General features: G+C 35.2%; 31 protein-coding genes and 2 pseudogenes. 14 read left to right on the forward strand and 19 right to left on the reverse strand.

Going from position 1 to position 23,097, the window contains the following annotated elements:
• Positions 1 to 21: 21 nt before the first annotated feature.
• Together U860_RS0104670 and ytrI are read left to right on the forward strand one after the other, a co-directional pair.
• Positions 22 to 435 (forward strand): YtrH family sporulation protein, encoded by a 414-nt coding sequence (locus U860_RS0104670; protein WP_002034291.1) that lies wholly within the window; start codon positions 22 to 24, stop codon positions 433 to 435.
• Positions 432 to 935, forward strand: coding sequence for a sporulation membrane protein YtrI (gene ytrI, locus U860_RS0104675; RefSeq protein ID WP_002173728.1), 504 nt, complete (start codon positions 432 to 434; stop codon positions 933 to 935). The genes U860_RS0104670 and ytrI overlap by 4 nt, the downstream gene beginning before the upstream one ends.
• Positions 936 to 992: 57 nt before the next feature.
• Here the strand turns inward: ytrI and U860_RS0104680 are convergent, their stop codons facing one another.
• On the reverse strand, positions 993 to 1,925 hold the full coding sequence (locus U860_RS0104680) for a bifunctional oligoribonuclease/PAP phosphatase NrnA (protein WP_002173729.1): 933 nt from the start codon (positions 1,923 to 1,925) through the stop codon (positions 993 to 995).
• A 157-nt stretch (positions 1,926 to 2,082) separates the two neighbouring features.
• Between U860_RS0104680 and U860_RS0104685 the strand changes: the two genes are divergently transcribed.
• Positions 2,083 to 2,388 (forward strand): YtpI family protein, encoded by a 306-nt coding sequence (locus U860_RS0104685; RefSeq protein ID WP_002173730.1) that lies wholly within the window; start codon positions 2,083 to 2,085, stop codon positions 2,386 to 2,388.
• Between the two features lie 7 nt (positions 2,389 to 2,395).
• Here the strand turns inward: U860_RS0104685 and U860_RS0104690 are convergent, their stop codons facing one another.
• Both U860_RS0104690 and U860_RS0104695 read right to left on the reverse strand, forming a co-directional pair.
• Positions 2,396 to 2,659 (reverse strand): DUF3949 domain-containing protein, encoded by a 264-nt coding sequence (locus tag U860_RS0104690; protein ID WP_025147574.1) that lies wholly within the window; start codon positions 2,657 to 2,659, stop codon positions 2,396 to 2,398.
• A 262-nt stretch (positions 2,660 to 2,921) separates the two neighbouring features.
• Positions 2,922 to 4,235 carry a CBS domain-containing protein gene (locus U860_RS0104695; RefSeq protein WP_002173733.1) on the reverse strand — a complete coding sequence of 438 codons (1,314 nt, stop codon included), beginning with the start codon at positions 4,233 to 4,235 and terminating at the stop codon, positions 2,922 to 2,924.
• A gap of 244 nt (positions 4,236 to 4,479) precedes the next feature.
• Here U860_RS0104695 and U860_RS35750 point away from each other — a divergent pair, with 244 nt between their 5' ends.
• On the forward strand, positions 4,480 to 4,641 hold the full coding sequence (locus tag U860_RS35750; RefSeq protein ID WP_033795368.1) for a hypothetical protein: 162 nt from the start codon (positions 4,480 to 4,482) through the stop codon (positions 4,639 to 4,641).
• Between the two features lie 40 nt (positions 4,642 to 4,681).
• Here the strand turns inward: U860_RS35750 and U860_RS0104705 are convergent, their stop codons facing one another.
• Entirely contained in the window at positions 4,682 to 5,365 is a 684-nt protein-coding gene (locus tag U860_RS0104705) for a metal-dependent hydrolase (protein WP_025147575.1), read from the reverse strand.
• A gap of 149 nt (positions 5,366 to 5,514) precedes the next feature.
• On the opposite strand from U860_RS0104705, the gene pepQ reads away from it, so the two are divergent.
• Positions 5,515 to 6,612: a Xaa-Pro dipeptidase gene (gene pepQ, locus U860_RS0104710; protein WP_025147576.1), complete on the forward strand. Its 1,098-nt coding sequence runs from the start codon at positions 5,515 to 5,517 to the stop codon at positions 6,610 to 6,612.
• 31 nt (positions 6,613 to 6,643) lie between these two features.
• Here pepQ and U860_RS0104715 read toward each other — a convergent pair whose 3' ends face one another.
• Positions 6,644 to 7,030, reverse strand: coding sequence for a DUF3221 domain-containing protein (locus tag U860_RS0104715; protein WP_025147577.1), 387 nt, complete (start codon positions 7,028 to 7,030; stop codon positions 6,644 to 6,646).
• A gap of 80 nt (positions 7,031 to 7,110) precedes the next feature.
• On the opposite strand from U860_RS0104715, the gene U860_RS0104720 reads away from it, so the two are divergent.
• Entirely contained in the window at positions 7,111 to 7,938 is an 828-nt protein-coding gene (locus U860_RS0104720) for a DUF2785 domain-containing protein (RefSeq protein ID WP_025147578.1), read from the forward strand.
• Positions 7,939 to 7,950: 12 nt separating this feature from the next.
• Here the strand turns inward: U860_RS0104720 and U860_RS0104725 are convergent, their stop codons facing one another.
• From U860_RS0104725 to U860_RS0104755, 6 genes and pseudogenes are all read right to left on the reverse strand, one after another.
• Positions 7,951 to 8,157, reverse strand: a complete 207-nt coding sequence (locus U860_RS0104725) for a hypothetical protein (RefSeq protein ID WP_002173739.1) — start codon at positions 8,155 to 8,157, stop codon at positions 7,951 to 7,953.
• Between the two features lie 63 nt (positions 8,158 to 8,220).
• A pseudogene (locus tag U860_RS32745) lies at positions 8,221 to 8,572 on the reverse strand (anti sigma factor C-terminal domain-containing protein); the annotation flags it as partial.
• Positions 8,573 to 8,755: 183 nt separating this feature from the next.
• Positions 8,756 to 9,211, reverse strand: coding sequence for a GNAT family N-acetyltransferase (locus U860_RS0104740; protein WP_025147579.1), 456 nt, complete (start codon positions 9,209 to 9,211; stop codon positions 8,756 to 8,758).
• Between the two features lie 72 nt (positions 9,212 to 9,283).
• Entirely contained in the window at positions 9,284 to 9,628 is a 345-nt protein-coding gene (locus U860_RS0104745) for a DUF6176 family protein (protein ID WP_025147580.1), read from the reverse strand.
• Positions 9,629 to 9,630: 2 nt separating this feature from the next.
• A complete protein-coding gene (locus U860_RS0104750) occupies positions 9,631 to 10,425 on the reverse strand; it encodes a GNAT family N-acetyltransferase (RefSeq protein WP_025147581.1) in 795 nt (264 codons plus the stop codon).
• Positions 10,422 to 10,754, reverse strand: a complete 333-nt coding sequence (locus tag U860_RS0104755; protein ID WP_025147582.1) for a cupin domain-containing protein — start codon at positions 10,752 to 10,754, stop codon at positions 10,422 to 10,424. The genes U860_RS0104750 and U860_RS0104755 overlap by 4 nt, the downstream gene beginning before the upstream one ends.
• 143 nt (positions 10,755 to 10,897) lie before the next feature.
• On the opposite strand from U860_RS0104755, the gene U860_RS0104760 reads away from it, so the two are divergent.
• Both U860_RS0104760 and U860_RS0104765 read left to right on the forward strand, forming a co-directional pair.
• Positions 10,898 to 11,167, forward strand: coding sequence for a helix-turn-helix transcriptional regulator (locus U860_RS0104760; protein ID WP_033795369.1), 270 nt, complete (start codon positions 10,898 to 10,900; stop codon positions 11,165 to 11,167).
• Positions 11,157 to 11,582 (forward strand): hypothetical protein, encoded by a 426-nt coding sequence (locus U860_RS0104765; RefSeq protein WP_025147584.1) that lies wholly within the window; start codon positions 11,157 to 11,159, stop codon positions 11,580 to 11,582. The genes U860_RS0104760 and U860_RS0104765 overlap by 11 nt, the downstream gene beginning before the upstream one ends.
• 51 nt (positions 11,583 to 11,633) lie before the next feature.
• Here the strand turns inward: U860_RS0104765 and ald are convergent, their stop codons facing one another.
• Positions 11,634 to 12,767: an alanine dehydrogenase gene (gene ald, locus U860_RS0104770; protein ID WP_025147585.1), complete on the reverse strand. Its 1,134-nt coding sequence runs from the start codon at positions 12,765 to 12,767 to the stop codon at positions 11,634 to 11,636.
• A gap of 195 nt (positions 12,768 to 12,962) precedes the next feature.
• Positions 12,963 to 13,757 (reverse strand): SDR family oxidoreductase, encoded by a 795-nt coding sequence (locus U860_RS0104775; RefSeq protein WP_029952849.1) that lies wholly within the window; start codon positions 13,755 to 13,757, stop codon positions 12,963 to 12,965.
• Positions 13,758 to 13,904: 147 nt separating this feature from the next.
• Between U860_RS0104775 and U860_RS0104780 the strand changes: the two genes are divergently transcribed.
• Positions 13,905 to 14,363 carry a universal stress protein gene (locus U860_RS0104780; protein ID WP_025147586.1) on the forward strand — a complete coding sequence of 153 codons (459 nt, stop codon included), beginning with the start codon at positions 13,905 to 13,907 and terminating at the stop codon, positions 14,361 to 14,363.
• 79 nt (positions 14,364 to 14,442) lie between these two features.
• On the opposite strand, the pseudogene U860_RS32750 reads toward U860_RS0104780, so the two are convergent.
• A pseudogene (locus U860_RS32750) lies at positions 14,443 to 14,626 on the reverse strand (hypothetical protein); the annotation flags it as partial.
• 95 nt (positions 14,627 to 14,721) lie between these two features.
• Here U860_RS32750 and U860_RS0104785 point away from each other — a divergent pair.
• Together U860_RS0104785 and U860_RS0104790 are read left to right on the forward strand one after the other, a co-directional pair.
• Positions 14,722 to 14,901: a hypothetical protein gene (locus U860_RS0104785; protein WP_000342760.1), complete on the forward strand. Its 180-nt coding sequence runs from the start codon at positions 14,722 to 14,724 to the stop codon at positions 14,899 to 14,901.
• Positions 14,902 to 15,001: 100 nt separating this feature from the next.
• Entirely contained in the window at positions 15,002 to 15,568 is a 567-nt protein-coding gene (locus U860_RS0104790) for a DinB family protein (protein WP_025147587.1), read from the forward strand.
• 41 nt (positions 15,569 to 15,609) lie between these two features.
• Here U860_RS0104790 and argH read toward each other — a convergent pair whose 3' ends face one another.
• Positions 15,610 to 17,001, reverse strand: coding sequence for an argininosuccinate lyase (gene argH, locus U860_RS0104795; RefSeq protein ID WP_025147588.1), 1,392 nt, complete (start codon positions 16,999 to 17,001; stop codon positions 15,610 to 15,612).
• Positions 16,998 to 18,203, reverse strand: a complete 1,206-nt coding sequence (locus U860_RS0104800; protein WP_002173754.1) for an argininosuccinate synthase — start codon at positions 18,201 to 18,203, stop codon at positions 16,998 to 17,000. The genes argH and U860_RS0104800 overlap by 4 nt, the downstream gene beginning before the upstream one ends.
• Before the next feature lie 166 nt (positions 18,204 to 18,369).
• Between U860_RS0104800 and U860_RS0104805 the strand changes: the two genes are divergently transcribed.
• On the forward strand, positions 18,370 to 18,687 hold the full coding sequence (locus U860_RS0104805; protein WP_000417212.1) for a hypothetical protein: 318 nt from the start codon (positions 18,370 to 18,372) through the stop codon (positions 18,685 to 18,687).
• Positions 18,688 to 18,715: 28 nt separating this feature from the next.
• Here the strand turns inward: U860_RS0104805 and U860_RS0104810 are convergent, their stop codons facing one another.
• Entirely contained in the window at positions 18,716 to 18,910 is a 195-nt protein-coding gene (locus U860_RS0104810; protein ID WP_025147589.1) for a hypothetical protein, read from the reverse strand.
• 854 nt (positions 18,911 to 19,764) lie between these two features.
• On the opposite strand from U860_RS0104810, the gene U860_RS0104820 reads away from it, so the two are divergent.
• The gene (locus tag U860_RS0104820) at positions 19,765 to 20,427 is read left to right on the forward strand and encodes a YitT family protein (protein ID WP_025147590.1); all 663 of its coding nucleotides are present in this window, start codon (positions 19,765 to 19,767) and stop codon (positions 20,425 to 20,427) included.
• A 31-nt stretch (positions 20,428 to 20,458) separates the two neighbouring features.
• Here U860_RS0104820 and U860_RS0104825 read toward each other — a convergent pair whose 3' ends face one another.
• Positions 20,459 to 21,292, reverse strand: coding sequence for an EcsC family protein (locus U860_RS0104825; RefSeq protein WP_025147591.1), 834 nt, complete (start codon positions 21,290 to 21,292; stop codon positions 20,459 to 20,461).
• Positions 21,293 to 21,443: 151 nt separating this feature from the next.
• Between U860_RS0104825 and U860_RS0104830 the strand changes: the two genes are divergently transcribed.
• Positions 21,444 to 21,878: an NUDIX hydrolase gene (locus tag U860_RS0104830; protein ID WP_025147592.1), complete on the forward strand. Its 435-nt coding sequence runs from the start codon at positions 21,444 to 21,446 to the stop codon at positions 21,876 to 21,878.
• 24 nt (positions 21,879 to 21,902) lie between these two features.
• On the opposite strand, the gene ackA is transcribed toward U860_RS0104830, so the two are convergent.
• The gene (gene ackA, locus U860_RS0104835) at positions 21,903 to 23,096 is read right to left on the reverse strand and encodes an acetate kinase (protein ID WP_025147593.1); all 1,194 of its coding nucleotides are present in this window, start codon (positions 23,094 to 23,096) and stop codon (positions 21,903 to 21,905) included.
• Position 23,097 lies beyond the last annotated feature (1 nt).

Raw genomic sequence — 23,097 nt, forward strand, 5'->3', positions numbered from 1 at the left:
ATTTGACTACTTTTATTATAGGTGATGAGGAAAGCGGAAATCAAAACATACTTCTCATACTTTGTCCATATATATGAAGAAGAAAGGGGAATGACGATGGATGTAAGAGAACATACTTTTTTCTCTCTGCTTATTATTAGTTACTTTATTGCCTTTGGAGTTATACTTGGTGGTTCATTAATTGGTGGATTTGGTGCATTTCTCATCGGAAAACCAGCTCTAACTTATATTAATCAATTTGCCCAAAATTTAAGAATTTGGGCACTCGTTGCAGCAATTGGCGGAACGTTCGATACCTTTTATAGCTTTGAAAGAAGCTTCTTTGGCGGAGATATGAAAGATATCGTAAAACAAATTCTCCTTATTTTTTTCGCAACTGGTGGTATGCAAACTGGTCTTATTATTATTAAATGGCTTACACAGGAACATGTATGAGAGTACCAAGTGCCAATACAGCAAAAAGGTGGTATTTAGTTTTAGCTGGTGCTGCTGTTGGAGGGGTTTTGAGCTGGTTTATTTTTTTGTACATATACGGTGTTTTTCAGCAAGAACAAGCCAGTAAAATAGCAGAACAAAAAGAAATTATAGAAAAGCAAGAAGCAAAACTCCACGTCCTTCTCGAAGATCAAGAGAAATTGAATACGGAAAATAAGCGGCTCTTAACAATTCAAGAAATCAAAATAAAAATTATAAATCGAGAAAAATATGACTTAGACAACCTTACACTCGAAAATATGACCACTTCTATCCATAACGATCTCCAACATCTTTTAACGAAAAACATTCAAAGCATCGCCAAAAATAAAGACCTACTCAAAAAGGTAATCGAAAATAAAACGTACAAACATTACGATCGTATATATCGCTTCAAAGTAGACACAGTCTCTTTTGATACCGTACTTGAAATTAGTATTGATATAGAGAAAGAAAAATAAACGAAAAGAAGGAGGGCTTCTACGCCTCTCCTTCTTTTCGTTTTAACATATAAGCTCTTATCTGCACAGCTCACGTAAATCAGCAAAAAGACGATCCGCTTCTTCCCAAGAAGATGCTTTTGCACCAGAAGCCATCGGATGTCCTCCACCGTTATATTGCATTGCTAATTTATTAATAACCGGTCCTTTTGAACGAAGACGAACACGAATAACATCGTCTTCCTCTAAAAATAGAACCCACGCCTTTAATCCATCAATATTACCAAGCGCTCCGACAACACCAGATGCTTCAGAAGGAAGTACATCAAACTTTTCTAATACCTCTTTCGTTAATTTAATGTACGCTGCTCCTTCTTCTACCATCGTAAAGTTTTGTAAAATATAACCGTTTAAACGAGCAATTTTTTCTTTCGTCTTATACATTTCATTGTATAAATCCGTGAATTTCACGTCCATATCAACAAGCTCACTTACGTAACGAAGTGTTTTCGCTGTTGTATTTGGGAATAAGAAGCGGCCTGTATCTCCAACAATACCCGCTAAAATAAGGCGAGCTGCTTCCTTTGGAATCGTTAATCCTTTATCTTTTCCATAAGAATAAAACTCATAAATAAGCTCACTTGTAGAGCTTGCTGTCGTATCCACCCACGTAATATCTCCGTACGGATCTTCATTTGGATGATGATCAATTTTAATTAACATCTTTCCTTTTGTATAACGCTGATCACAAACACGCTCTTGATTTGCTGTATCACAAACGATAACAAGTGCATCTTCATACACACTATCTTCAATATCATCCATTACTCGTAAAAACGATAAAGAAGGCTCGTTGTACCCAACCATATAAATATTTTTCTCTGGAAACGATTCTTGCAAAATTGTACCAAGTCCGCACTGAGAACCTAACGCATCTGGATCCGGACGCACATGACGATGAATAATAATTGTATCAAACTCTTTAATTGCTCCTAAAATTTGTTCATGCATATGTATAATCTCCTTTTCATTCAACTTCTTCACTTTATCCTCCATTATAGCGGAAAATATTTCATACATGCGAACAATTGCTTTATAATAAAAGTTAGAAAGTTTAGATATCTCTTCATTCTCTACTATTTTATACAAAGCGATGGGAGTGTGCATTATGCCAGTATTAGTCTTCTGTATTATCGTCTCATTTATGTTGTATCTCTTCTATAAAACAAAATTCTTTCGTACAAACCGTCCAATGGAGAAAGGTTGGCTCTCAGGGAAATCCGCTATGGCACTTGGCTTATTCGTCCTATTCTTTGGGATAAACCAATTTTTTTTAGAGCTTTCAACTGCCCGCATCATCGTTGGTGTTTTGTTTATTTTATTTGGCACTGCGAGTACATTTAATGGATTCCGCCAATATAAACACTTTCTACCATTAGCAGTAAAAGAAGCTGAATCTTATAAAACAACGTAAAAAAGCATCAATATTGTGATGCTTTTTTACGTCCCTTAATCTTCAAAATCATACTTGCAACAAACGCAGAAGGTATATTAAATAGATTGCCTTGTACGTGAAAATGTAATTGTTCTTCTTCAAAGGACATCTGTTTGTATAGTTCTTGCTGAGATAATCCTGTTCGTTTCTTTTTTTCATTTAATCCTTGTAAATATAAGTATTGAATTGGTATCATCACAAGAAAGTAAAAGAGTGCGATACCACCAAAAAAGAGTAATTCTGATGACATATTGCATCCCCCTTCCGACATCCATTATCTTACAATCTAATTATAACATAGTATATAATCTAAATGAATTAATATTCTGTTTTTTCTTATTATATAATTGTCTCTCCATATAACCCCTCTCCTACATACCAAATAAGCATAATTTTTCTACTCCTACTCAGTCTTATACATATTCTACTAAAACTCGCTTACATCTTTAGCGATGGTCAACACCTATAAAACAAAAAAGATGGAACAAATCAAAGCGATTTGTTCCATCTTTTTATTTATCGATCAATTGCACCATAAGCAATGCTTTTCCAACAACATTACCTTCATGATGCACTTCTACATCAACCTTACCAAATTTACGCCCAATTTCTAATACTTTCGGATGAACTGATACAACATTATCAATTTGAACTGGCTTTACGAAATAAATGGTTAAGTTCTCAACAATTAAGTCACTCTTCTTCTGCGCACGAATGACGCGATTCGTTGCTTCTGTCACAATCGTTGCGAATACGCCGTAAGATAACGTCCCGATTGAATTGGTCATTTGTGGTGTCACTGAAAATTGGTATAGATGCTCATTTTTCGCTTCTTTCGGAGTCATAAATTGATTCGTTACAATATCATCAATTGTTTCACCAACTTGCGGTTGACGCTGAATCATTTGCAGCGCCTGAAGTACATCTTGGCGGCTAATAATTCCTTGTAATTTATTTCCTTCGTCAACAACAGGAAGTAACTCAATACCTTCCCACACCATCATACGTGCCGCAGCTGCGACAGACATTTTTCCATTTACCGTAATTGGATGCTTTGTCATTACTTTATCAATTGGTGTTTCTTTCACAACACCAATCATATCTTTGGAAGTTACGATACCTAACACCTTTTTATTTTCATCAACAATTGGATAACGTCCATGCATCGTCTCTTCATTATAGGCATGCCATTGCTGTACTGTATCACTTGGCTTTAAATATAACGTTTCTTCAATTGGTGTTAAAATATCTTCAACGAGTACAATTTCTTTCTTAATAAGCTGATCATAAATAGCACGGTTAATTAACGTTGCGACCGTAAATGTATCATAGCTACTCGAAATTATCGGTAGCTTTAACTCGTCTGCTAATTTCTTCACATGATCTTCCGTATCAAATCCACCCGTAATTAACACCGCAGCTCCAGCTTCTAATGCTAATTGATGTGCGTTCGTACGGTTACCGATAATAAGTAAGTTCCCTGCTTCTGTATAGCGCATCATCGCTTCTAATTTCATAGCCCCGATTACGAATTTATTTAATGTTTTATGTAGTCCGTCTCTGCCTCCAAGCACTTGACCATCGACAATGTTAACGACTTCTGCATATGTCAGTTTTTCAATATTCTCTTTCTTCTTTTGTTCAATTCGAATTGTTCCGACACGTTCAATTGTACTAACATATCCTTTATTTTCTGCATCTTTAATTGCTCTGTAAGCTGTCCCTTCACTTACACCTAAATCTTTCGCAATTTGCCTCACAGAAATTTTATGCCCTACTGGCAGGCTATTAATATGTTCTAAAATTTGATTATGTTTGGTAGCCAAATGGTTTCACCATACTTTCTTTTCCCTAAATTCTTCATGTGTTGTATTTTCAGTATACTATATTTTCAAAACTGTTACACTCTCTCTTTGTATATCTGTACTATTTTCTTTATAACAAAATGCTCCTTACATTACACCAATCATTCCATTACAACAATGTAATGGTATTGTCATCTCGTTCGATAGTTTGTCCACACGCCTCCATATACAATTAAGACAAGAAATGAAACAAAGGAGCGAATAAATGATGAAAAAATTTTTAGAGGTTGTAGGTGCTGTATTTTTAGCTTTCGTAGATGGAAAAAAGGTTGCAATTGAATTGAATGAAACACCCGAACAACCACTCCCAAAAAGAAAAAAATCACCAAAACAAGCGCAAACTTTAAAAGCTGTGCTACACACGTAAAAAACCCTTCACTTGTTTGTTCAAATGAAGGGTTTCTTTTTTATAGTGTAATACTTTCTCCAGCTTCTAATACTTTCCCTGTACAATTTTGTAGTTTTTCTACAAATTGATAAGGGTCTTGTTCAATAACTGGGAACGTATTGTAATGCATCGGTACAACTGTTTTCGCACCCACCCATTTTGCAGCTAAAACAGCATCTTCTGGCCCCATTGTAAAATTATCACCAATTGGTAAAAATGCTAAATCAACGTTATTAAGTTCTCCAATTAACTTCATATCAGAGAATAAAGCAGTATCTCCTGCATGATATACAGTTTTCTCCTCTGCCGTAAACAAAATACCAGCTGGCATACCTGTATATGTAATTGTTTTATTTTCTTCATCAATATAACTAGAACCGTGGAATGCTTGCGTAAATTTCACTTTACCGAAGTTAAATTCGTGTGAACCTCCAATATGCATTGGATGTGTATTTACACCTTGCCATCCTAAAAATGTCGCTAGTTCAAACGGCGCCACAACAACCGCATTATTTTTTTTTGCTAGCGCTACTGTATCGCCGACATGATCACCGTGTCCGTGCGATAAAATAATCGCATCAACTTTTACATCTTCTGCTTTTAAATCTGTTTTCGGATTCCCCGTTAAAAATGGGTCAATTAAAATAACCTTTCCATTCGTTTCAATCTTTACAACTGAATGCCCGTGATAAGATACTTTCATCATTCCATTCCTCCCCTATTCACATTCACACTTTTTATTCTACATGATTTCTTAATTCCCTGTCTTTTCTAACATCTATTTACTTGTCATAACGCTTTCATCCGATGTAAAGTTATATTTGTAATTAAATATCTCGGGGGTGCCTATCGATGAATGCTAGATTAGAAAATTTAATGCAATGGCTAAAAGAAAAAAACGTAGAAGCTGCGTTCTTAACTTCTACACCAAACGTCTTCTACATGACAAACTTCCACTGCGAACCACATGAAAGACTACTTGGTATGTTTGTATTCCAAGAAAAAGAGCCTATTTTAATTTGTCCTAAAATGGAAGAAGGCCAAGCGCGTAACGCTGGCTGGGCACATGAAATTATCGGATTTACTGATACTGACAAACCATGGGATATGATTGCAAAAGCAATTAAAGATCGTGGTATTGATGCAAATGCAGTTGCAATTGAAAAAGAACATTTAAACGTAGAGCGCTACGAAGAGTTAACAAAATTATTCCCGAAAGCGGCTTTCAAATCAGCTGAAGAGAAAGTTCGCGAGCTTCGCCTAATTAAAGATGAAAAAGAGCTTTCTATTTTACGTGAAGCAGCTAAAATGGCAGACTATGCTGTTGAAGTTGGTGTAAATGCAATTAAAGAAAATCGCAGCGAGCTAGAAGTATTAGCAATTATTGAGCATGAATTAAAAACAAAAGGCATCCATAAAATGTCATTCGATACGATGGTATTAGCGGGTGCAAACTCTGCTCTTCCACACGGTATTCCAGGTGCAAACAAAATGAAACGCGGCGATTTCGTACTATTTGATTTAGGTGTAATCATTGACGGTTACTGCTCTGATATTACACGTACAGTAGCATTTGGTGATATTTCTGAAGAACAAACTCGCATTTACAACACTGTTCTTACTGGACAACTACAAGCTGTTGAAGCGTGTAAACCAGGCGTTACATTTGGTGCCATCGACAACGCGGCCCGTTCTGTTATCGCAGATGCAGGTTACGGAGACTTCTTCCCACACCGCCTTGGTCACGGACTTGGAATTAGCGTACACGAATATCCAGATGTAAAAGAAGGCAACGAGTCTCTATTAAAAGAAGGTATGGTCTTCACAATCGAACCAGGTATTTACGTACCAAACGTAGGTGGCGTTCGTATTGAAGATGACATTTACATCACAAAAGACGGATCAGAAATTTTAACGAAGTTCCCGAAAGAATTACAATTTGTGAAATAATAAAAAAAGGTAGCGTGATCGCTACCTTTTTTTATTTCTCCAACATTTCAAATTTCTCTACAATCATTTTTGCTGGGTAACTTTCAAGTATTTGAGAAGACCATACTTTTATCTTATCCCCTGTTTTTAATTGATTAGATGCATCTTTATCCTTAAAATTCAAGACTGTATCTGATGGATGTTCTTTATTTATTTGTTGTTCTATATAATTTTGCAACTCTACTTTTGTTTCAAACGTTTTATCACCGACAAAAAATACCGTGTCATTTCTTAATATGGCATAGCCTTCTTTAGGTTCTTCTTTTACTCCTACTTGCTCTACTGTTTTCGTAGTACACGCTGATAATATTATTAGAAATAAAATACTAATGAAGAAGAACGTGGCTTTCCTCATAACGATCCCCCCATATCGAGTCATTCAAAAGAACTTATTTCTTGTCTATTTCTTCCTCCCATTATACTATTAATATACAGAATTTTCTAAAATAGGAGGGTTATATGTTACAACAACAGTTAGAAGAAATTCGTAATAATAATTACATAATCAACAGCTCACTTCATATTGATTCTTTAAGTTCAAGTATGCTTCAACATATCGGTGTTACCGATAGCTATTTAAGAGACAAACTCATTTACTCTACTTTTTATCATCTAATCAAGAAGGACTATATTTCACACACCCACTTACAGAAACTATTCTCAGAAAGCATCAGTGAAAAATATTTATTTTATAAAGTTCACTTAGATGACGATGACGCTGTATTTACCCGAGCATTTACGACATTATTAATTGCGCTCATTATTGATGCTGATACAAAACATCATTTCTTATCACAGTCTGATATTTTAAATGTAAAAGATAAATTAATTCTATATATGAACAAAGAACATGACTTACGAGGATATGTTCAAGACCGTGGCTGGGCACATAGTATCGCTCATGTTTCAGATACATTTGAAGCGCTTGTTAATAATCCTAAACTGGGAACTTCACATTATGGAGAAATACTAACAACTTTATTAAATAAAGTTTGTGTCCATTCCATCTATTACAAGTATGAAGAAGATGAACGTATCATTTATCCGATTGTCGCAATGCTGCAAAATGGTCTAGAGGAAGAAGTACTCATATTAGCCCTTCGTGATCTAGTAGCTCAATTGCAAGTTCAAAAACCGACACTTCATATTGACTCGTACGAATTTCTATTCGGAAATATAAAATCTTTCTTACGTAGCTTATTTTTCAGATTACGTACTATGTCTATATGTAAAGAAACTGAATGCGAAATTGAAAAATTACTACAGGGGCTTCGCCAATATTATTAAAAAAGAAGGCTCTTAAAAAGTGCCTTCTTCTATCTCACTAATATTTATTTGAAATTTCACGATCCAAACTGAGAAGAGGTGGACAAGAAACGCAATCACCATACATGCTCCACTTAAAAAAGTTAATATAGGATGCGAATACACGTGCCCTAAACCATAGGATATCCCCACGAAAAACATTGTTATGTAAATATAAATTGCTCCATGTATTTGCCTCATATAAACCTCCTTTTCCCATATTATAACACAAGTTTTCTGATTATTCACATTAATTAGTTGTAATCAATATTTCTCAACTGTTACACCTCTAACAGCCGCTTTAATATATGATGCTCCTTGTAAACTTTGTAAATCCTCCGTTTTTCCGGTTACGACTACACCGTATATTGGTAAGTCTTTTGGTTTGATGTTTTTTATTTCTTTATAAGTATTGTTCAAAATAATCACTTGGTATACCTTCACTTTTTTTTGCTAAAGACTTCATTTGGTACAGAAACTCTTTTGAGTTTATTGTTAAATCGTTTTCCACACCTTCTTTTACTTTTGCATAACTCCCTTCAAATCCAAAAACATTTATAGCCATTTCAACATTTAATTTTGCGCCACTTTTAGGATTTTTTAACTCTACATAAGCAATAAAGCTTTATACAACGTATCTTTCACAATATCTTCTGCTTCTTTTCTAAAAAAATTTTCATAATAAAAAGCACATCTGTTTTAATGTGCTTCTCACATATATTTTAATTTTTCAACATACAAATCAATTTTTTGAAACAAAAACTTCCACTCTTTTAAAAGGTATATTCTCATAATATCGTTATGATTTAGTTGTCATAATAATTGAACGTGGATAAAATCCCAACTTTTGATAAAACGATACAGCTTCATTTCCGTACACTACCGTTAATTCAATTTCATCTATTTGTTGTTCTTTAAACCATTCCACTGCACTATTCATTAATTTCAAACCGAGTCCGTTTCTTCGATATTTTTCATCAACAAATAGAACCTCAATCTTCCCGCTTATTTTTTTACTATATGCTATACAAAATCCTAATATATTATCTGTTTCTGACTCAATCAATAGTTCAATTCTATATTCTCCGTGCTTTGAATTTTTTTTATAATCTTCAATACGTTCCTCAAATGTCATTCTTGGATAATCACCAGAAAAATAATTTGATTTACTGTTATGATATTCATGCAATTTATCTAATGAGTCTCTGATTATCTCTATTTCATCGAGAGTGATATATTTATTACTAATTCTCATCTTACAGCATCTCCAATAATATATATTTCACCAAAAAAAGAGGATGGTTTATCTTTACAAAATACTACTCTATTATTTCATTACTTCTTTCACAACATCTTGAATCATAACGACTTCCGTCTTCATATCGACAGCCGGCTCATCCTCATCAATACATTCATACCAAAACGCTAAATGTTTTTTATCAACTTCATGATGAGAATTTTCGACAAGAGTACCACCTTCTCCTTGCACAGAATACCAATATAAGTACTCTTCTCCATCTCTTATTTCCCGGAAAATTGTCTCGACATACATTTTTTCGTCGTTTAATGTCAAAAGTACATCTTTCATATTGTCATTAAGAAGCTGCATCCATTCATCTACACGATGACTTTTACCTTCCTTCACCTTAAATCTCGTTAGTTCCACATTCATTTTTATTCCCCCATTTTCTTACGCACAAATAGATCATATTCTACTGGATTATGAAAACTTATTTTACTAGCTAACTTTTGCGAAGGAATATTATCCACATTACAATCCCAGCACGGTATAATATGATTTTGTATACAATGTTCAATGAAACTTGTTGCGACAACTTTAGCTAATCCTTTCCCTTGATATGCCTCATGCGTAGCAATATCAATTTCAGCAAAACCATTCCCGCTAAATATTGAGACGCATTCAGCTATGATTATCCCATCTTGTTCTATACAAAAACCAAAGCCACTATTTAAAAACGCTTCTTTTGATCCCCAATATTCTTTGTAATATTCCTCTGTAAATTCATTACTTCTTTCTATATTGCTTTTATCAATACGCTTAACTTCATATGTATTTTTGTTAAAATCTTTTTTTCTTTCTTCAAGAACTTCTCTTTGAAATTGAAATGTCATTCTTGGAATTTTCCGGAGTACATTACTAAAACGCTCTTCAATAATCATTTCCCACTCTTTACTTGAAGTAAACAGTGTAAATCGTTTCTCTGTTTTTTCAATAGCTGTTTCAATACATGAAACTAAATCCTCGTTAAAACTTCGGTCATAAGTGTCGCCAAACAAATAATAAATGCCGTTAGCTGTAACGATTAGTCCTGCTGTTAATTTCTCATTTGTAAAAATTTCACCATCTATGATTTGATCACAAACTGCATACGCAAAAGTTGTTGTTCGTTGATTCCCTTCTAAAAGCGGAATTACTTTATCGTATTCTTCAATCTCTAACCTTCTCATACGACCTCCACAATTACTGTATCCGCCTCTACATTTTCAAAACAAAGATTTACCGTTCTCTTCAACGCTCTCGTTCTATGAATTGTACCTGCTGGAATTAAAATAGAATCATTCGGCTTTAAAACTGCTGTCTCTCTATCTTGAAAATCGATCAGTAATTCTCCCTCTAATACAATGAATAATTCATCCGAATTAGAATGATAGTGCCAATCATATTCACCAGTAAATACAGCAATTCGTAAACAATGACTATTTACATTTGAAACGACGAAGTTCTTATGTTGGTCTTTAATATCTTTTGTTAACTCTAATAGATTTACTGTTTCCATAGTTCTCCCCACCCAATCCCCTCTATCGACTTTCACTTTCCGTTTAATTCCAAATTATCACAAAAATATACATTGCAACAAGCAATATCTCTCGTAAAGTTTTATTTACTTTTTGTAAAGCTTCATTTACATTTTACCTAAAAATGGATATAATAAATGTAACAAATTTACAAAAAGGAGACTTTGTATATTTGATACAAAATAAAGTAAAACAATTCCGCGTCGTTAGAGACATCACTCAAGAGCAATTAGCTTCCGCTGTTAATATCACTCGTCAATCCCTCATCGCCATCGAGAAAAATAAATACAACCCAAGTTTAGAATTAGCATTGAAATTATGTGAGTTTTTCGGCTGTAAAGTGGAGGATTTATTTCAGTTAGATAAGACTGGGGAGGAAAAAAATGAAAAGTAATTTTATCCAAGGGTTTGCTTCGCATCTTACTATTTTAGTGTTAGGATCGGCCTTTCTTTATTTCAATAGTAGTGATGAAGAAAATGTTCGTTCTGCTCTTCTATTCGCTGGCACGTACATACTCTTATCTTTACTACTATTACTAGTTAAACGCATATTTTTTACGAAAAAAAAGAAAACAGAGGAACAGTATCCATTACCTGAGACAGATGAAAGAATTGAAAAGATGGGCTTAAAATTTATGGCCCAAGTTTTCGGCCTCTCTCACTTAATTGGTTCTGCTATACTATTTATTTTATATATCACCAACGAAAATTCGACGATACGAGTAGAGTATGCCCTGTATTACTTGTTTGGAATTCTTTTCTTCACAATGATGTTCGGCTTGAAAGTTGTGAAGAAGTTAGATAATTAGTTTAAACAAAAAGACCCTTCCTACAAAGGAAAGGTCTTTACTTTATTTCTATTATGATAAAGCAGGAGCTTTTTCAAGAAGCTCTTTCGCATCAGCATATTGTAAGCCGTGCGCTTCTGCAACTGCTTCGAATGTTACATATCCATCTAATGTGTTAATACCTTTTAATAATGCAGAGTTGCCTAAGCAAGCATCTTTGTAGCCTTTGTTAGCAATTTGTACTGCATATGGTACTGTTACGTTTGTTAACGCAAGAGTTGATGTACGTGGAACCGCACCTGGCATGTTTGCAACTGCATAGTGAACAACACCATGTTTTTCATAAGTTGGGTTGTCGTGAGTTGTAATACGGTCAGTTGTTTCGAAAATACCACCTTGGTCAATCGCGATATCTACAACGACAGAACCTGGTTCCATTGATTTAATCATTTCTTCTGTTACAAGTTTTGGTGCTTTTGCACCTGGGATTAATACTGCACCGATTACAAGATCAGATTCTCTAACAGCTTCTGCAATGTTGTATGGGTTAGACATTAACGTTTTTACTTGATTACCAAAAATATCATCTAATTGACGAAGACGTTCTGCACTCAAGTCAATGATTGTTACATCTGCACCTAAACCAACTGCAATTTTTGCTGCGTTTGTACCAGCTTGACCACCGCCGACAATTGTTACTTTACCGCGTTTAACCCCTGGAACACCTGCAAGTAAAATACCTTTACCGCCTTTGTTTTTCTCAAGGAATTGTGCACCGATTTGCGCAGCCATACGGCCTGCAACTTCACTCATTGGTGCAAGTAATGGTAAAGAACGATTCTCTAATTGTACTGTTTCGTATGCAATTGATACAACTTTGTTATCAATTAATGCTTTTGTTAATTCTGGCTCTGGAGCTAAATGTAAGTATGTGAATAAAATTAAACCTTCGCGGAAATAACCGTATTCACTTTCAACTGGCTCTTTTACCTTCATAACCATATCTTGATTCCATGCTTCTTCAGCAGTTTCAACAAGTTTCGCACCAGCTTGTACGTATTCTTCATCTGTAAAGCCTGATCCTACACCTGCTCCTTTTTGAACAAAAATTTCATGACCATTTTGTACTAAATGTACAGCTCCCGCTGGCGTCATTGCCACACGGTTTTCATTGTTTTTAATTTCTGTTGGAATACCGATACGCATTATTAGTTCCCCCTTGAGTTATGAAATGACCCCTGAATCATTTTTTAAAGCGCTTTCTACGCTCTTATATTTTAACATAATATCTCAATATTTGACAAAAAATAATACAAGTTTTCCGATAGAATTTCTTCCACATAAAAGGACAGTATGATTCTTATATATGAAAATCACCTGTCCAATTACTACAACTACTCATTATTTAAGATGTTTATGGATAACATCAACCGCACCTGTTACTTCAATAATTGTACCGGTAATCATATCCGAATCTTCCTCACATAAAAACGAAATAGTTCTTGCGATATCTTCACCTGTTCCGGATCTACCAATTGGTGTGTTACTATCTTTTAGCTTTCGTGCTTCTTGAATCGTCGCTTCTTTCATTTCACCAATTATATCACCAGGACAAACCATGTTCGCAGTAATACCATATTCCGCTTCTTCGTAAGCTACTGTTTTCGTTAATGAAACAAGCCCTACTTTCGCAGCTGCAAAGGCTGAACGATAAATCCATCCAGGTGCGCTATCTGCTCCTTGAAAACCGTAGTTAATAATACGACCAAAGTTCTGTTTTCTCATAATCGGCACGACAAGTTTTAATAAATGAAACACCGCTGTTAAATTACCTTGGATCATTTCATTCCATTCGTCTTCTTCGTAATCGACTAATTTTTTCCGTTCAAATACATACGGACCAGCATTATTAATCAAAAAGTCAATTTTGCCAAAACGGCTCATCGCTTCTTCTACTATTTTATGTAAATCTTCCTTTTTCGTGACATCAGCTTGCACGAACTGTAGACGTTCTTCCATATTTTTATAAGTTTCTTTCATTATTTCCATAGCACATATATCACTATGATACGTTACTGTTACTGAATATCCTTTAGCCAATAACTTTTCTGTTACTTGCTTTCCTAAACCTTTCGTACCGGCTGTAATGAGCGCGTGTCTCACAAAACTGCCTCCTTTTAAATTGCTATACTTCATATGTAACAAGTTCTCGCTCCAATTACAACTAAAATGAACTAAAACAGAGTTTTCAAAATTCTGTAACGTTTTAGCAAGCACATTACCATAATTTGTTTTATAATTAAGTTGTAAACGGTTATGAAAATGAATTGGGAGGAATCTACTATGAATAATACATATACAAATATTTTAATTGCAGTGGACGGTTCCAAAGAAGCAGAAAAAGCCTTTAAGAAAGCAATTCAAGTCGCAAAACGAAACAATGCAACATTAACAATTGCTCATATCGTTGATGTGAAAGCATATTCCGCAGTAGAGGCTTATAGCCGCGCTATCGCTGAGCGTGCAAACCTCTTTGCAGAAGACTTATTAGAAGACTACAAAAAGACTGCGGTTGAAGCTGGTCTTGAAAAAGTGGAAACTGTATTAGAATTTGGTAATCCAAAATCTAAAATCTCAAAAGAAATTGCCCCAACACATAAAGTGGATTTAATTATGTGCGGTGCAACTGGTTTAAATGCTGTAGAACGTTTCCTAATTGGTAGCGTCTCTGAACATATTATTCGCTATGCGAAATGCGATGTCCTTGTTGTTCGTGGGGATGAAGAACAAGGTGAGCTTTAATTTATAAATAAAACACCAAGTCCACATGGGCTTGGTGTTTTTCATTTTACATATTTTACCATAAATACAAGACAAGCTACAATGAACGTTTTCTCTTTTTCCGTTCTATTTCTTTTTTTATCTTTTACCTCTTGTACTTTCTTTTTTCTCGAAAGCCATAAAGAAATACAGCAATCTACTACAAATAGAGTACAGATACACATCGCAACGTGTAATACAATTAGCGTGTATAAAATTAACCCTATAAAATAAATACGTCTTATTCTCCATTCCCTTCTTATTTCCTAACATTACGTTAACATACATTTTTTAGAAATAGACGGACAAAATATATGTGTTTAGAAAAGGAGGATGCTACATGGATGATTCTGAACGTATTATTTTAGATGTGAATGGAAAAGAAATCGAAATGTTAGATACGATTCGTACACATTTTAAAGAAAAACATGGCGTAGAATTAAGTAATGGTGCACTACTTCGAGATTTGATGGATATTGAGTATATTCGAATTACGGAAGATCGACATAAGTATGATTAATCGATGGATAATTAAGCCTAGAACACATTGTTCTAGGCTTAATTAAATTCATACGTAAAATGTTATAATTAGGAAAAACATGTATGGAGGCTGCTCTACTATGAAATCTGAAAATATCTCAAAACACTTTCACACATTACATGTACAAAGAAACCAATTCCTTCCTAAACTTCATTCACTTTCACAAGAACAACTATGGTATAAGAAAGAAGACGCAAAATGGTCTATTGGTGAGCACTTTTATCACTTATATTTAATTGCAAGGATGCTAAAAGTAGCGATTAAATTCTCTTTCGCTCTTATCCCCTATGCCAAACTAAGAAGAAATACCCCATTTGCAACTGAAATACATGACATTTATGCCGAATATAAAGAAAAGCATGGAAAAGGAATGAAAGCCCCTTGGATTTTAATCCCTTCAAAAAAAGTCTATTACGCTATGAATGTAAACGAATTAGAAGAATTACTTTCACACGAAACAGATGAAATACAAAAACTAGTTCAAAATATAGAAGAAAATATTGCAGGGCATATCGTATTTTTAGATCCAATTGCTCACTATCCTAACCTTATTCAATCTATTCAACTATTAGCGATTCATGAGAAGCATCATTTTATCATTATGAAAAATAACTATGAAACGCTCGACACCCCTCTAAAAATATAAAAGACTGCTAATAGTACTTATCAGCAGTCTCTCATATCTATTTAAGCTCTTGATATAACCTCTTTAGTTAAACTCTTCGCCTTCTCCAAAGCTTTTTCAATTTGTTCAAAGCCTGTTCCACCAGCACTGTTACGGCGCTTTACAGCCGCATATGGTGAAAGAACTTCATATAAATCTTCCTCAAATAACGGACTCATTTCTTTATATGTTTCAAGTGGTACATCTAATAAATAGATTCCTTTTTGTGTGCAATGTAGAACTAACTTCCCAACAATTTCATGAGCTTGACGGAATGGTAGTCCCTTGCTTGCTAAATAGTCAGCAATTTCTGTTGCGTTAGAGAAATCTTGCGTCACAGCTTGCCCCATTTTTTCTTTGTTTACAGTCATCGTTTCCAGCATGCCTGCCATAATATGAAGGCATCCTTCTACTGTTTTCACTGTATCAAACATTCCTTCTTTATCTTCTTGTAAGTCTTTATTGTAAGCAAGCGGCAATCCTTTCATTACAGTAAGCAAACTAAATAAATTGCCATATACTCTGCCTGTTTTACCGCGAATGAGCTCAGCCATATCGGGATTTTTCTTTTGCGGCATAATGCTGCTACCTGTCGCGTATTGGTCGCTCATTTCAATAAATTGAAACTCTTGACTACTCCATAAAATAAGCTCTTCACAAAAACGTGATAAGTGCATCATGAGCATAGATGAGTTACTTAAAAACTCTAATATGAAATCACGATCGCTTACCGCATCTAAACTATTTTCATAGATTCCATTAAATCCAAGGAGCCCCGCACTATATTCTCGGTCAATCGGAAATGTTGTGCCAGCTAGTGCTCCTGCTCCTAGCGGCGAAATGTTAATACGCTTTAACGAATCTTCATAACGATTCACATCGCGCTCTAACATCCAAAAGTAAGCAAGAATATGGTGCGCAAATGAAATCGGCTGGGCACGCTGTAAGTGCGTATAGCCAGGCATAATTGTTTCAATGTTATTTTCCGCTTGATGAACAAGAACAGTTTGCAATTGTTTTGTAGCTTTTATAATATCTTCTACTTTTTCTTTTAAATATAAGTGCATATCTGTCGCCACTTGATCGTTACGACTTCGGCCTGTATGAAGCTTTCCTCCTACTTCGCCAATTTGTTCAATTAACATTTTTTCAATGTTTAGGTGAATATCTTCTGCTTCTACCGAGAATTGGAGTTTATTCTCTTTTGCTTCTTTTAATAAATACTGAAGCCCTATCTTGATTTTCTCCGCTTCCTCTTTCGTTACGATGCCTTGTTTTGCTAGCATTGTAACGTGTGCGATACTACCTTTTATATCTTGATTAACCAATTGCTTATCAAAGGAAATAGAAGCTCCAAATTCTTCTACCCACGCTTCCGCTTCTTCTGTAAAACGTCCGCCCCAAAGTTTGCTCACGCTTCCACCTTCTTTTGATTCACTTGGCTGTATACTTTTGTAGGTAAACCGAATAATGAAATGAAACCAACTGCTGCATCATGATTAAATTCATCATCGACAGTATACGTTGCTAATTTTTCATCGTATAAAGAGTATTCAGACTTACGCCCTTCTACAATTGCATGACCTTTAAATAATTTCACACGCACTGTACCTGTTACATGTTTTTGCGTTTCTTGTAAGAAAGCATTGAGTGCTTGTTTTAAAGGTGAGAACCATAAGCCGTTATAAATTAATTCTGTTAGTTTTTGCTCAATCATCGGTTTGAAATGAGCAACCTCTTTCACAAGTGTTAAATCTTCAAGTTCTTTATGCGCTGTTATTAATGTCATTGCTGCTGGGCATTCATATACTTCACGAGATTTAATACCAACAAGGCGATTTTCTACATGATCGATACGTCCCACACCATGTTTTCCAGCAAGTGCATTTAACGTTTTAATTAATTCAGAAAGCGAATATGCAGTGCCGTTTAAAGTCGTCGGTACTCCTGCTTCAAATCCGATTTCTACAAACTCTGGTTTATTTGGTGTATCTTCTAATGCCAATGTCATCTCGTATGCATCTTCTGGCGGCGCTGCCCATGGATCTTCTAAAATTCCACATTCGTTGCTGCGTCCCCATAAGTTTTGGTCGATTGAAAATGGGCTATCTAAATTAATCGGAATTGGTACATCGTTTTCTTTTGCATATGCAATTTCTTCTTCACGTGACCATTTCCATTCACGCACAGGCGCAATCACTTCTAAGTAAGGATTTAATGCTTGAATAGAAACCTCGAAGCGAACTTGGTCATTCCCTTTCCCTGTACATCCGTGTGCAACTGCAGTTGCACCTTCTTGTTCTGCGATTTCTACTAATTTCTTCGCAATAAGTGGACGAGATAATGCAGAAACGAGAGGATATTTCCCTTCGTATAACGTATGGGCCTGTAATGCCATCAATGCATATTCATTCGCGAATTCTTCTTGAACATCAATCATATACGATTTAATTGCTCCTACTGAAAGTGCTTTTTCTTTTACAAATGCTAAGTCTTTACCTTCTCCTAAATCTAAACAAAGCGCGATAATATCATAATTCTTCTCTTGTAACCATTTAATTGCAACGGAAGTATCAAGACCTCCGGAATATGCTAACACAACTTTTTTCTTCTCCATTTTGCATCCCCCTAAAGAATAAATATTCATTTTCTTTTATAATAATTCAAACTTTAACACCTTTTACAAAATGTATCAAGGGGCATTTTCAAATTTTTTCAAACAATTTCGTCGAACTTCTTTCTGTTTTTATGTACAATATAAGCAGGAAAATGGGGGTGAACTTATGGAAAAGTATTTCTTATACGATGAACATCTAGGAATTGAAATTCCACATTTACAAGAAGACTGGGAAGACATCCCCGAAAAAATGCAACATGCTATTTTACTAAAATGGGAACAAGTTCGCGGGAAAATTCCTGATCGCATAAAAGAACTCGAACACTATATTAATGCAAAACAACATCATTTAAATAACGAGGAAGACTTCGAAATTTCTTGCAAACTTAATTCAGAAATTGCCGATCTCGCTTCCATCATTAATGATCTTTGGCTTTGGTATCGACTTACTCAAAATGTATCTGAGGGAAAAGCACACCAATGAAAAAAGCATGCCCCTCAATTACTTTGGGTCATGCTTTTTTGTCGTAACACGATTTACAATATATTTCTTGCGCTGTTTTTGCTAAACATACATCAAACGGGCCAACTAATATACTTCTTTCTTTCGGCAACTTCATAAAGGCAACAAGCTCTTCTTCGTATTCAATTTTTTTCTGACATGAAACACATTGTAATTCTTTTCTTTTAAACATGTCTTTTAGCATATCTCCACTCTCCCTTTCATCTATCTATATCAATATAATCTCATAACAATTAAAATTTGCAAAAAAATGACACATCCCAAAGTGAATTATTCATATACTGTGTACAAAAGGAGGCCTCAAACTTATGCGAGCTTTCATTATTATCGCTTTAACTTTTTTAAGTGTGATCAGCTGGGATGCATTTTTTAAAGATAAAAGTGATAAGAACAATACAGCTGAATAAAAACCCATCTTTTCTTACTTATTGGACAAACTTTATAAACTGTCCAATCTTACGGAATAGCTTAGACTTTTCTACAAAAATATTTAAACATAACAATTTTTGTAGATTCCCTCCGTTTATTGTCGGTTTCCATCCGCATACATTTTTTGAAAGTATGATATAATAATATAAATCTTGAAGGAAGGGATTTTGATATCATGATCGCTCGAAGGAGCATGTGGCATCGTATTGACGAATCATACACGTAGCGTATTTTTCAGCTCAGATACTTTAGTCTAGCGAAAAAAATACGAGAGTGGGGAAATTATGATTGCCCGAAGGATAATTTGGCAAAAAAAAGACTCTTCTTACACATAGCGTTTTGTTTAGGACTTAATTGTTACTAGCTAAACAAAACAAAGAAGAGCAGGATTGCTAAATGACGAATCCTACTCCACGTTTTGTTTAGTCGTTTTAAGACTTAAACTAAAACGAAGGTAGGGAGAATTGATGGACGAGAGGATTATTCGTTATTTCTTCAGCGACATATAGCGTAGTTAGTTTTTTCGTAAACTAACTGAAAGCTACATGTGAGCTCGTAGTTAGTTTACAACACAAAAAGGACTACTAACTACGGAAAGAAGGAATAACGATGAGGAACATCCAAAGTCGACAAATTATTAAAGAAGTTTTTATGGTTTTAATCGGTTCATTTATTTTAGCAGCAGCGCTATATCACATTCATTTCCAAAACCACTTAACAGAAGGTGGCTTTGTAGGTATTGCACTATTCATCCAAAATTTTTATGATATTTCACCATCTATTTCAACTGTAATAATGGATATCCCAATTATTTTACTATGCGCTTCATTTTTAGGTAAAAAAATGGTTGGCTATTCATTCTTAGGTTCAATTTCATTCGGAGTATTTTATTCCCTTATGGAAAATTATTCTCCTTTTACGGTAGACTTATCAAATAATTTATTTATAGCTGCAATAATTGGCGGTGCTTTAGCTGGTATTGGACTCGGTTTTATATTGCGATTTGGCGGTGCAACCGGTGGAGACGACATTTTAACAATTGTATTAAGTAAACGAACTCGTTTTACAATTGGGCAAATTTTCTTCGTCTTTGACGCGATTGTTCTTGCGCTTTCATTATATTATTTAAATTGGACAGAAATCGCTTTTACTATTCTTTCGATTGCCGTACAGGCAAAAACATTGGATTTAATTTACTATCCAAAAGCAGAAAAGAAAGCAGCAAAGCAACCAGTATCTATTCCAATGTCCAAAAAACATGCGACAAACTAAAAAGCGAAAGGCTTCGGCCTCTCGCTTTTTTTCATGCTCTCTTTTCTTTTTCTAATATGTAGCGTACTTGATAAAACTTATTTGCAAATTCAGTAACATTCCTCGTTAAGCGATAGTTCACTGTAGAGCCAATTGCCATCCCGAGTACAGGAATACCTTGGAATAATTTACGACGAAGAGCATAAATCGAAAATGTCTTCAAAATTTGTTTTAACACAACCTCAGTAGAAGCTGGCTTTAACACTTCTTCGTCTCCTTCATAAAAGAATGAATCTTCTTGCTCGAGTTCTCTCAGTAAATTGTACCATGCATATTGCTGAAGTCTTGCTGGTAATAATGCTGCATGGAATACTTTCAACGCGAGCATCATTTCATACGGCTTGTTCGCATCATGCCCAAATGATGTCGCAATAAGTTGTACAGCCTTCACATTTAATGCAATCATAACCGGAAAATCAGCCGTTAATAATAATAGACCGCCAGCACCTGTTGCCCCGCCTTGTACGAATGAATATAGACGATGACGTGCTGTTTGCTGCTCTGCTATGTATGTTAATTGATCAATAGATAACGCCTTCAAATCTTCAAGTTGCTCAATTGATTCATCAAATAATCTCGATGTTCCTAAAATACGCTTACGTGCATCTAACTGTGATTGCGAACTTTGAATGAGTGCATGCAAATGAAAGAGCCATCCATCTGCTTTCGCAAAGAAATCTTTTCGTTTTTTCTCAGGCAGTTTCGTAATTGTAGTATGCAACCACTTATCAAACATTTTTTGAAAATCAGTCGCTTCTTGCTCTACTAATTGCCCTTCCCACTCTTTTATATTTTCTAAAATGGCTTGTTCTCGCTTCGATCGCATCGCAACAACCACCTCGTTCGATTTTTTTCTATTGTAACATATTTCCGCTTATTCTTTACAATTAGCTCAACCAATTGAATAAAAAGGTGATTTTCTCCATATTTCAAATTATAATTATCCACATATTAATAAATAAGGGGCGATCACATACATGTATCCACGTGCAAAGGCCTTCGGTATTGTAATACGAGATAATTTCCTTCTCGTACAAGAGTATAGCACGGCCGCTGAAACCTATTACCGACCTCTTGGTGGATCAATTGAACTCGGAGAAAAATCGGCTGAAACAGTCATTCGGGAGTTTAAAGAGGAACTTCATACAGAAGTGGAAATTATCGATTATTTAGGTTGCTTGGAAAACATTTTTCATGCAGATGATGAAATTACTCATGAGATTATTCAACTATATACAATCCACCTTTTAAATACATCACTATATACAACAGAAATACTCCCCATATATGATGAACAGACATCTTCCTATGCAAAATGGATCCCCATCACTGCATTCATTCAGAAGGAAAAAGTGCTATATCCGGATGGAATCATAAAATATATCCAAAAGAAAAAAGACGAAATCCTTTAGGATCTCGTCTTTTTCATGCATATATTAACCAATATTTCCAAGACGTAATACGTCACGAGCAATCATAACTTCTTCGTCAGTTGGAATTACGATAATTTTTACTGGAGAGTGTGGGAAGCTGATGAATGCTTCTTCACCAAAGATGTTATTGCGTTTTGCATCGAAGTATACGCCCATGTACTCAAGGCCTTCTAATACGCGCTCACGAATAACTGCACTGTTCTCACCAATACCAGCTGTGAAGATGATTGCGTCTACACCTTTCATACGAGCTGTGTAAGAACCGATGTATTTGTGGATACGGCTTACGAATACATCAAGTGCTACTTTCGCACGGTGGTCGCCTTCTTCTTCTTTAGAAATGATGTCACGTAGGTCACTAGAGTAACCAGTAAGACCTAACATACCACTCTTCTTGTTTAATACGTTAACTACTTCTTCTACTGTTTGGCCTGTTTTTTCCATGATGTATGGAATTAACGCAGGGTCAATGTTACCAGAACGTGTACCCATTGTTACACCAGCAAGTGGAGTGAAGCCCATAGAAGTATCGATAGACTTACCGCCTTCTACTGCTGCGATACTTGCACCGTTACCTAAGTGACAAGAAAGTAGGCTTAAGCTTTCAAGTGGACGACCTAATAATTCAGCTGCACGCTCAGTTACATATTTATGAGAAGTTCCGTGGAAACCGTATTTACGGATGCCGAATTTCTCATAGTACTCATATGGTAAGCTGTATAGGAATGCAGATTCCGGCATTGTTTGGTGGAATGCTGTATCGAATACTGCTACTGCTGGTACGTTTGGTAATACTTCTTGGAACGCTTTAATACCAACAAGGTTTGCTGGGTTGTGAAGTGGTGCTAAATCGCTTAATTCTTCGATATCAGCTAATACTTCATCATTAATTAAAACAGAATCAGCAAATTTTTCGCCGCCGTGTACAACACGGTGACCGATACCGCCAATCTCATCAAGAGATTTTACGATTTCGTTTTCAGTTAATTTCTTAAGAAGCATATTAACCGCTACTGCGTGATCTGGGATGCTTGTAATTTCTTTTTGTTTTTCGCCATTTACAGTAATTGTGAAGATACTATCTTCTAAACCGATACGTTCTACTAAACCTTTTGTTAATACTGTTTCACTTGGCATTTCAAATAATTGGAACTTTAAGGAAGAGCTTCCTGCGTTAATCGCGATGATTTTTGACATC

Origin of the sequence: Bacillus sp. H1a (genome assembly GCF_000633475.1) — a bacterium.
In the GTDB taxonomy this organism is placed as follows: domain Bacteria; phylum Bacillota; class Bacilli; order Bacillales; family Bacillaceae_G; genus Bacillus_A; species Bacillus_A paramycoides.

Coding starts and splice junctions, on each gene's coding strand:
- U860_RS0104705 (WP_025147575.1), bottom strand. CDS start 5,365: ATGAAAGTATCTTATCACGGGCATTCAGTTGTAAAGATTGAAACGAAT.
- U860_RS0104775 (WP_029952849.1), bottom strand. CDS start 13,757: ATGAAGTATAGCAATTTAAAAGGAGGCAGTTTTGTGAGACACGCGCTC.
- U860_RS0104810 (WP_025147589.1), bottom strand. CDS start 18,910: ATGCTAAAAGACATGTTTAAAAGAAAAGAATTACAATGTGTTTCATGT.
- U860_RS0104740 (WP_025147579.1), bottom strand. CDS start 9,211: ATGAGAATTAGTAATAAATATATCACTCTCGATGAAATAGAGATAATC.
- U860_RS0104725 (WP_002173739.1), bottom strand. CDS start 8,157: ATGAGGCAAATACATGGAGCAATTTATATTTACATAACAATGTTTTTC.
- U860_RS35750 (WP_033795368.1), top strand. CDS start 4,480: ATGATGAAAAAATTTTTAGAGGTTGTAGGTGCTGTATTTTTAGCTTTC.
- U860_RS0104830 (WP_025147592.1), top strand. CDS start 21,444: ATGTATCCACGTGCAAAGGCCTTCGGTATTGTAATACGAGATAATTTC.
- U860_RS0104825 (WP_025147591.1), bottom strand. CDS start 21,292: ATGCGATCGAAGCGAGAACAAGCCATTTTAGAAAATATAAAAGAGTGG.
- U860_RS0104765 (WP_025147584.1), top strand. CDS start 11,157: ATGAAAAGTAATTTTATCCAAGGGTTTGCTTCGCATCTTACTATTTTA.
- U860_RS0104790 (WP_025147587.1), top strand. CDS start 15,002: ATGAAATCTGAAAATATCTCAAAACACTTTCACACATTACATGTACAA.
- U860_RS0104690 (WP_025147574.1), bottom strand. CDS start 2,659: ATGTCATCAGAATTACTCTTTTTTGGTGGTATCGCACTCTTTTACTTT.
- U860_RS0104785 (WP_000342760.1), top strand. CDS start 14,722: ATGGATGATTCTGAACGTATTATTTTAGATGTGAATGGAAAAGAAATC.
- pepQ (WP_025147576.1), top strand. CDS start 5,515: ATGAATGCTAGATTAGAAAATTTAATGCAATGGCTAAAAGAAAAAAAC.
- U860_RS0104755 (WP_025147582.1), bottom strand. CDS start 10,754: ATGGAAACAGTAAATCTATTAGAGTTAACAAAAGATATTAAAGACCAA.
- U860_RS0104720 (WP_025147578.1), top strand. CDS start 7,111: ATGTTACAACAACAGTTAGAAGAAATTCGTAATAATAATTACATAATC.
- ytrI (WP_002173728.1), top strand. CDS start 432: ATGAGAGTACCAAGTGCCAATACAGCAAAAAGGTGGTATTTAGTTTTA.
- U860_RS0104820 (WP_025147590.1), top strand. CDS start 19,765: ATGAGGAACATCCAAAGTCGACAAATTATTAAAGAAGTTTTTATGGTT.
- U860_RS0104715 (WP_025147577.1), bottom strand. CDS start 7,030: ATGACTCGATATGGGGGGATCGTTATGAGGAAAGCCACGTTCTTCTTC.
- U860_RS0104750 (WP_025147581.1), bottom strand. CDS start 10,425: ATGAGAAGGTTAGAGATTGAAGAATACGATAAAGTAATTCCGCTTTTA.
- ald (WP_025147585.1), bottom strand. CDS start 12,767: ATGCGTATCGGTATTCCAACAGAAATTAAAAACAATGAAAACCGTGTG.
- U860_RS0104805 (WP_000417212.1), top strand. CDS start 18,370: ATGGAAAAGTATTTCTTATACGATGAACATCTAGGAATTGAAATTCCA.
- U860_RS0104760 (WP_033795369.1), top strand. CDS start 10,898: ATGGATATAATAAATGTAACAAATTTACAAAAAGGAGACTTTGTATAT.
- ackA (WP_025147593.1), bottom strand. CDS start 23,096: ATGTCAAAAATCATCGCGATTAACGCAGGAAGCTCTTCCTTAAAGTTC.
- U860_RS0104680 (WP_002173729.1), bottom strand. CDS start 1,925: ATGCATGAACAAATTTTAGGAGCAATTAAAGAGTTTGATACAATTATT.
- U860_RS0104780 (WP_025147586.1), top strand. CDS start 13,905: ATGAATAATACATATACAAATATTTTAATTGCAGTGGACGGTTCCAAA.
- U860_RS0104685 (WP_002173730.1), top strand. CDS start 2,083: ATGCCAGTATTAGTCTTCTGTATTATCGTCTCATTTATGTTGTATCTC.
- U860_RS0104800 (WP_002173754.1), bottom strand. CDS start 18,203: ATGGAGAAGAAAAAAGTTGTGTTAGCATATTCCGGAGGTCTTGATACT.
- U860_RS0104745 (WP_025147580.1), bottom strand. CDS start 9,628: ATGAATGTGGAACTAACGAGATTTAAGGTGAAGGAAGGTAAAAGTCAT.